Source organism: Flavobacterium sp. HTF (assembly GCF_003105115.1).
Lineage (GTDB): Bacteria > Bacteroidota > Bacteroidia > Flavobacteriales > Flavobacteriaceae > Flavobacterium.
In genome coordinates this window covers 85,109-94,395 of record NZ_QETH01000012.1, presented here as the reverse complement: position 1 = coordinate 94,395, position 9,287 = coordinate 85,109, and the positions used below count along the sequence as shown (strand labels likewise).

General features: G+C 44.1%; 1 protein-coding gene. It reads left to right on the top strand.

All coding sequences use genetic code 11. The features are described 5' to 3' along the window. Window positions 1-102: 102 nt before the first annotated feature. Window positions 103-9,249 carry a gliding motility-associated C-terminal domain-containing protein gene (locus DCO46_RS06035; RefSeq protein WP_207784951.1) on the top strand — a complete coding sequence of 3,049 codons (9,147 nt, stop codon included), beginning with the start codon at window positions 103-105 and terminating at the stop codon, window positions 9,247-9,249. Window positions 9,250-9,287 lie beyond the last annotated feature (38 nt).

Below are 9,287 nucleotides of genomic sequence, written 5' to 3'. Positions count from 1 at the left end.
ACAGTGACCGTTGCGGCTAACACTCCGGCAGGAAACTACAACGTAGAATATACCATTTGTGAAATTACCAATCCGGGCAACTGTGATACGGTAACTTCAATAGTGACAGTAGGCGCAGCGACAATCGACGCTGTAACCGAAACCACAACCAGTATCAACGGAAACACAGGAGGTACAACCGCTTCCCTTACTGCCAATGACACTTTAAATGGAAACCCGGTTGTAATTGGAACCAATCCAGGACAGGTAAAACTGACTGGAGTAACCGTTCCGACAGGACTTACCCTAAACGCCAACGGAACAGTAACCGTTGCAGCGAATACCCCTGCAGGAAACTACAACGTAGAATATACCATTTGTGAAATTACCAATCCGGGCAACTGTGATACGGTAACTTCAGTAGTGACAGTAGGCGCAGCGACAATCGACGCTGTAACCGAAACTACAACCAGTATCAACGGAAACACAGGAGGTACAACCGCTTCCCTTACAGCGAATGACACCCTAAACGGAAACCCGGTGGTGATCGGAACCAATCCAGGACAGGTAAAACTGACTGGAGTAACCGTTCCGACAGGACTTACCCTAAACGCCAACGGAACAGTAACCGTTGCGGCTAATACCCCTGCAGGAAACTACAACGTAGAATATACCATCTGTGAGATTACCAATACAGGCAACTGCGATACGGTAACTTCAGTAGTGGCAGTAGGCGCAGCGACAATCGACGCTGTAACTGAAACCACAACCAGTATCAATGGAAACACAGGAGGCACAACCGCTTCCCTTACAACCAATGACACCCTAAACGGAAACCCGGTGGTGATCGGCACCAACCCTGGACAGGTCAAACTGACCGGAGTAACCGTTCCGACAGGACTTACCCTAAATGCCAACGGAACAGTAACTGTTGCAGCTAACACCCCGGCAGGTAACTATAACGTAGAATATACCATCTGTGAAATTACCAATCCGGGCAACTGCGATACCGTAACTTCAATAGTGACAGTAGGCGCAGCGACAATCGACGCTGTAACCGAAACCACAACCAGCATCAATGGAAACACAGGAGGTACAACGGTTTCCCTTACTGCCAATGACACCCTAAACGGAAACGCGGTGGTGATCGGAACCAACCCTGGACAGGTAAAACTAACCGGAGTAACCGTTCCTATAGGACTTACCCTAAACGCCAACGGAACAGTAACTGTTGCGGCCAACACTCCGGCCGGAAACTACAACGTAGAATATACCATCTGTGAGATTACCAACACAGGCAACTGTGATACCGTAACTTCAATTGTAACGGTTAGCGCCGGAACATTAGTAGCCAATGCCGATACCGTTCCATCAGTAGTTGCTACAAATGCTAATCAGACTTTGGTAAACGTATTTACAAATGATACTAAAAATGGAGTTGCCCTGGTACCATCAGATGTAAACCTGACTGTTACTACAGCAGACCCAACAGGATATTTAACACTAGATACAAACGGAAACGCTGTTTTAGGCGCTAACGCACCGGCAGGGAATTACGAACTGACCTATACAATCTGTGAGAAACTAAACCCGACAAACTGTAGTTCCAATACAGTTAAGGTAACGGTTGGTTCTCCGGTAATCGACGCTGTAACCGAAACGACAACCAGTATCAACGGAAACACAGGAGGTACAACTACTTCCCTTACTGCCAATGATACCCTAAACGGAAACCCGGTTGTAATCGGAACCAATCCAGGACAGGTAAAACTAACCGGAGTAACTGTTCCGACAGGACTTACCCTAAACGCCAACGGAACAGTAAGCGTTGCGGCTAACACCCCGGCAGGAAACTATAACGTAGAATATACCATCTGTGAAATTACCAATACAGGTAACTGCGATACGGTAACTTCAGTAGTGGCAGTCACAGCAGCAACATTGGTTGCCAATGCCGATACCGTTCCATCAGTAGTTGCTACAAATGCAGCCCAAACTTTGGTAAACGTATTTGATAATGATACTAAAAACGGCCTTGCCCTAGTACCATCAGATGTAAACCTGACTGTTACTACAGCAGACCCAACAGGATATTTAACACTAGATACAAACGGAAACGCTGTTTTAGGCGCTAACGCACCGGCAGGAAATTACGAACTGACCTATACAATCTGTGAGAAACTAAACCCGACAAACTGTAGTTCCAATACAGTTAAGGTAACGGTTGGTTCTCCGGTAATCGACGCTGTAACCGAAACGACAACCAGCATCAATGGAAACACAGGAGGTACAACCGCTTCCCTTACTGCCAACGACACTTTAAACGGAAACCCGGTGGTGATCGGAACCAATCCAGGACAGGTAAAACTGACCGGAGTAACCGTTCCGACGGGACTTACCCTAAACGCCAACGGAACAGTAACCGTTGCGGCTAACACCCCGGCAGGAAACTACAACGTAGAATATACCATCTGTGAAATTACAAACACAGGGAATTGTGATACAGTAACTTCAATAGTGACAGTAGGCGCAGCCACAATCGACGCTGTAACCGAAACTACAACCAGCATCAACGGAAACACAGGAGGCACAACGGCTTCCCTTACCGCCAATGACACTTTAAATGGAAACCCGGTGGTGATCGGAACCAATCCAGGACAGGTAAAACTGACCGGAGTAACCGTTCCGACAGGACTTACCCTAAACGCCAATGGAACAGTAAGTGTTGCGGCGAATACCCCGGCAGGAAACTACAACGTGGAATATACGATCTGTGAGATTACAAACACAGGCAACTGTGATACGGTAACTTCAATTGTAACAGTTAGTGCCGGAACATTGGTTGCCAATGCCGATACCGTTCCATCAGTAGTTGCTACAAATGCTTCCCAGACTTTGGTAAACGTATTTGATAATGATACTAAAAATGGAGTTGCCCTTGTACCATCAGATGTAAACCTGACCGTTACTACAGCAGACCCAACAGGATATTTAACAATAGATACAAACGGAAACGCTGTTTTAGGAGCTAACGCACCAGCAGGAAATTACGAACTGACCTATACAATCTGTGAGAAACTAAACCCTACAAACTGTAGTTCCAATACCGTTAAGGTAACGGTTGGTTTAGCCACAATCGACGCTGTAACCGAAACCACAACCAGTATCAACGGAAACACAGGAGGTACAACCGCTTCCCTTACAGCAAATGACACTTTAAACGGAAACCCGGTTGTGATCGGCACCAACCCTGGACAGGTCAAACTGACCGGAGTAACCGTTCCGACAGGACTTACCCTAAATGCCAACGGAACAGTAACTGTTGCAGCTAACACCCCGGCAGGTAACTATAACGTAGAATATACCATCTGTGAAATTACCAATCCGGGCAACTGTGATACAGTAACTTCAGTAGTGCCAGTAGGCGCAGCCACAATCGACGCCGTAACCGAAACCACAACCAGCATCAATGGAAACACAGGAGGCACAACCGCTTCCCTTACTTCCAATGATACCCTAAACGGAAACTCGGTGGTGATCGGAACTAGTCCTGGACAGGTAAAACTAACCGGAGTAACCGTTCCGACGGGACTTACCCTAAACGCCAACGGAACAGTAAGCGTTGCGGCTAACACCCCGGCCGGAAACTATAACGTAGAATATACCATCTGTGAAATTACCAATCCGGGCAACTGCGATACCGTAACTTCAATAGTGACAGTAGGCGCAGCGACAATCGACGCTGTAACTGAAACTACAACTAGCATCAATGGAAACACAGGAGGCACAACCGCTTCCCTTACCGCCAATGACACCCTAAACGGGAATCCGGTTGTAATCGGAACCAATCCAGGACAGGTAAAACTGACCGGAGTAACCGTTCCGACGGGACTTACCCTAAACGCCAATGGAACAGTGACCGTTGCGGCCAACACTCCGGCAGGAAACTACAACGTAGAATATACCATCTGTGAAATTACCAATCCTAGCAACTGTGATACCGTAACTTCAATTGTAACGGTTAGTGCCGGAACATTAGTAGCCAATGCCGATACCGTTCCATCAGTAGTTGCTACAAATGCTTCCCAGACTTTGGTAAACGTATTTGATAATGATACCAAAAACGGTCTTGCCCTTGTACCATCAGATGTAAACCTGACCGTTACTACAGCAGACCCAACAGGATATTTAACACTAGATACAAACGGAAACGCTGTTTTAGGCGCTAACGCACCGGCAGGGAATTACGAACTGACTTACACAATCTGTGAGAAACTAAACCCTACAAACTGTAGTTCCAATACAGTTAAGGTAACGGTTGGTTTAGCCACAATCGACGCTGTAACCGAAACGACAACCAGCATCAACGGAAACACAGGAGGCACCACGGCTTCCCTTACTGCCAACGACACCCTAAACGGGAACCCGATTGTAATTGGAACTAATCCAGGACAGGTAAAACTAACCGGAGTAACCGTTCCGACAGGACTTACCCTAAACGCCAATGGAACAGTAACCGTTGCGGCCAACACCCCGGCAGGAAATTACAACGTAGAATATACCATCTGTGAGATTACCAATCCGGGTAACTGTGATACGGTAACTTCAGTTATAACGGTTAGTGCCGGAACATTAGTAGCCAATGCCGATACCGTTCCATCAGTGGTTGCTACAAATGCAACACAGACTTTGGTAAATGTATTTACAAATGACACCAAAAATGGTCTTGCCCTTGTACCATCAGATGTAAACATGACCGTTGCCACAGCAGACCCAACAGGATATTTAACACTAGATACAAACGGAAACGCTGTTTTAGGCGCTAACGCACCAGCAGGAAATTACGAACTGACTTACACAATCTGTGAGAAACTAAACCCTACAAACTGTAGTTCCAATACAGTTAAGGTAACGGTTGGTTCTCCGGTAATTGACGCTGTAACCGAAACGACAACCAGCATCAATGGAAACACAGGCGGCACAACGGCTTCCCTTACCGCCAATGATACACTAAACGGAAACCCGGTTGTAATTGGAACCAATCCAGGACAGGTAAAACTGACCGGAGTAACCGTTCCGACAGGACTTACCCTAAACGCCAACGGAACAGTAACTGTTGCGGCCAACACTCCGGCCGGAAACTACAACGTAGAATATACCATCTGTGAGATTACCAACACAGGCAACTGTGATACCGTAACTTCAATTGTAACGGTTAGTGCCGGAACATTAGTAGCCAATGCCGATACCGTTCCATCAGTAGTTGCCACAAATGCTAATCAGACTTTGGTAAACGTATTTACAAATGATACTAAAAATGGAGTTGCCCTGGTACCATCAGATGTAAACCTGACTGTTACTACAGCAGACCCAACAGGATATTTAACACTAGATACAAACGGAAACGCTGTTTTAGGCGCTAACGCACCGGCAGGGAATTACGAACTGACCTATACAATCTGTGAGAAACTAAACCCGACAAACTGTAGTTCCAATACAGTTAAAATAACGGTTGGTTTAGCCACAATCGACGCTGTAACCGAAACTACAACCAGCATCAATGGAAACACAGGAGGCACAACGGCTTCCCTTACCGCCAACGACACTTTAAACGGAAACCCGGTGGTGATCGGCACCAACCCTGGTCAGGTAAAACTGACCGGAGTAAGCGTTCCGACGGGACTTACCCTAAACGCCAACGGAACAGTAAGCGTTGCGGCTAACACCCCGGCAGGAAACTACAACGTTGAATATACCATCTGTGAGATTACCAACACGGGCAACTGTGATACGGTAACTTCAATTGTAACGGTTAGTGCCGGAACATTGGTTGCCAATGCCGATACCGTTCCATCAGTAGTTGCCACAAATGCTAATCAGACTTTGGTAAACGTATTTGATAATGATACTAAAAATGGCCTTGCCCTTGTACCATCAGATGTAAACCTGACTGTTACCACAGCAGACCCAACAGGATATTTAACACTAGATACAAACGGAAACGCTGTTTTAGGCGCTAACGCACCGGCAGGGAATTACGAACTAACCTATACAATCTGTGAGAAACTAAACCCGACAAACTGCAGTTCCAATACAGTTAAGGTAACAGTTGGTTTAGCTACAATCGACGCTGTAACTGAAACTACAACCAGCATCAATGGAAACACAGGAGGTACAACGGTTTCCCTTACTTCCAATGATACCCTAAACGGAAACCCGGTTGTAATCGGAACCAACCCAGGTCAGGTAAAACTGACAGGAGTAACCGTTCCGACGGGACTTACCCTAAACGCCAACGGAACAGTAACTGTTGCGGCCAACACCCCTGCAGGAAACTACAACGTAGAATATACCATCTGTGAGATTACCAATCCGAGCAACTGCGATACGGTAACTTCAATAGTGACAGTAGGTTTAGCGACAATCGACGCTGTAACCGAAACTACAACCAGCATCAACGGAAACACAGGAGGCACAACGGCTTCCCTTACCGCCAATGACACTTTAAATGGAAACCCGGTTGTAATCGGAACCAATCCAGGACAGGTAAAACTGACCGGAGTAACCGTTCCGACAGGACTTACCCTAAACGCCAACGGAACAGTAACCGTTGCGGCCAATACCGCTTCAGGAAACTACAACATAGAATATACCATCTGTGAGATTACCAATCCGGGTAACTGTGATACGGTGACTTCAGTAGTGCCAGTAGGCGCAGCCACAATCGACGCTGTAACCGAAACCACAACCATCATCAATGGAAACACAGGAGGTACAACCGCTTCCCTTACCGCCAATGACACTTTAAATGGAAACCCGGTTGTAATCGGCACCAATCCTGGGCAGATCAAACTGACCGGAGTAACCGTTCCGACGGGACTTACCCTAAACGCCAACGGAACAGTAACTGTTGCAGCTAACACCCCGGCAGGAAACTATAACGTAGAATATACCATCTGTGAGATTACCAATCCGGGCAACTGTGATACGGTAACTTCAGTTATAACGGTTAGTGCCGGAACATTAATAGCCAATGCCGATACCGTTCCATCAGTGGTTGCTACAAATACAGCCCAGACTTTGGTAAACGTATTTGATAATGATACTAAAAACGGAATTGCCCTGGTACCATCAGATGTAAATCTGACTGTTACTACAGCAGACCCAACAGGATATTTAACACTAGATACAAACGGAAACGCTGTTTTAGGAGCTAACGCACCGGCAGGGAATTATGAACTGACTTACACAATCTGTGAGAAATTAAACCCGACAAACTGCAGTTCTAATACAGTTAAGGTAACGGTTAACGGCGGAACATTAGTTGCGAATGCCGATACTGTAGCATCAGTGGTTGGTATAAACACTCCTCAGACTTTGGTAAATGTATTTACAAATGATACTAAAAACGGTCTTGCCCTGGTACCATCAGATGTAAATCTGAATGTTACTACAGCAGACCCAACAGGATATTTAACAGTAGATACAAACGGAAACGCTGTTTTAGGCGCTAATGCACCAGCAGGAAACTATGAATTGAACTATACAATCTGTGAGAAATTAAACCCTTCAAATTGTAGTACAGCATCTGTAAAAGTTGTGGTTGTTGCACCAACTATGACAATAACAGCCAATAGCTATTGTTCAAACAATGTTCCTTATGTCACTTATAATGTTGTTGCTAATAATTTTACGCCGACTAACTTGTTGACTGTAAAATGGATCGACAGCTCTAACAATGTAGTTGCCACTCAAACGAATTTGCCACTAAGCGGAAATATTTTATGGCCGGGTGCGATTGTAGATGGTAACGGAAATGGAGTAGATTGGCCAGGATGGATATTTGCAAATGGCGAATGGACAGAAGGTGTTGATGGATTTGAAAATACAAGAAAACAAGTTACAATGCAGTTTTCATTAAATCCAACTCAGGATGTTGTTGTAGAATATCCTGCACCAAGTGCAGGTTGTAATGCTCAGCCAACATTTGTAATCAAAGCAAATAATGATACTGCGGGGCCAATAGATGTGACTAAAACAACAAGTGCATCATTAAACATATTTGATAATGATACTTTTAACGGTTTACCGATAAATCCTGCAAACACTATTTTAAGTACAGTTGTTGCAAATAATAATTTGGTTTTAAATGCAGATGGTTCTGTAAACGTAAAACCAGGAACACCATCCGGAACCTACCAATTGACGTACCAAATTTGTGATATTTCAAATTCCGGAAATTGCAGTCAGGCAGTTGTAAATGTTACAGTACTGAATTCGGTAATACCGGTAACACCAACCAATCCAATTGTTGCAAATGACGATGCAGAAGTAGCTGTTGATGGTGTAAATGGGTCACTTGAATTTATCAATATCCTGGATAATGATTTATTGAGCGGATTACCAGTCAATGCCATTGATGTAATTATTACAAATACTTCGGGTAATGCTAATTTTGAATTTAATTCAGATGGAACTGTAAATGTATTGCCTGGTACGCCTGGTGCACATTATACATTGGCATATCAGATTTGTGAGAAAGCGAATCCGTCAAATTGTAGTTCTGCCATTTTAAATGTTTTTGTTGAAGTTCCATCTATAGCAATTGTCAAAACGGCAATCTTTAATGATGAGAACAACAGTAAATATGCAAATGCAGGTGAAACAATTACATATAAATTTAAGATAACAAATACGGGTAATGTTCCATTAAAGAATATTACAATTACCGATCCTTTACCGGGAGTTGTTGTTTCGGGTCAGCCAATTAGTTTAGATGTAAATGAAATCGATGAAAATACTTTTACAGCTACCTATATCATTAAGCAATCTGATATCAATCTTGGAAGTGTAACTAATCAGGCAACTGTACAAGGAACTAGCGAAAGAGGTGTAGTTGTAGATGATAAATCAGATGACACAGATAACTCAGGAGATAAAGCTACCGTAATATCTTTAAGCGGATGCGTGATAAAAGTATTTAATGCATTTTCACCAAACGGAGATAGTAAAAATACAAGATTCTATATTCAGGGATTAGAATGTTATCCTGACAATACAGTCGAAATTTATAATCGCTGGGGAGTTTTGGTATTTGATATGGATCATTACAACAATGAAGACAGAGCCTTTAAAGGATATTCAGAAGGAAAAACAACTGTTAAGCAGTCAGACGGATTACCGGTGGGTACTTACTATTATATCTTAAAATATAAAGACAGCGATTCAAACCCTCATGAATTAACGGGTTACTTATATATCAATAAATAAAAAAATATAAACGGTTTGATTAAAAGTCAAACCGTTTT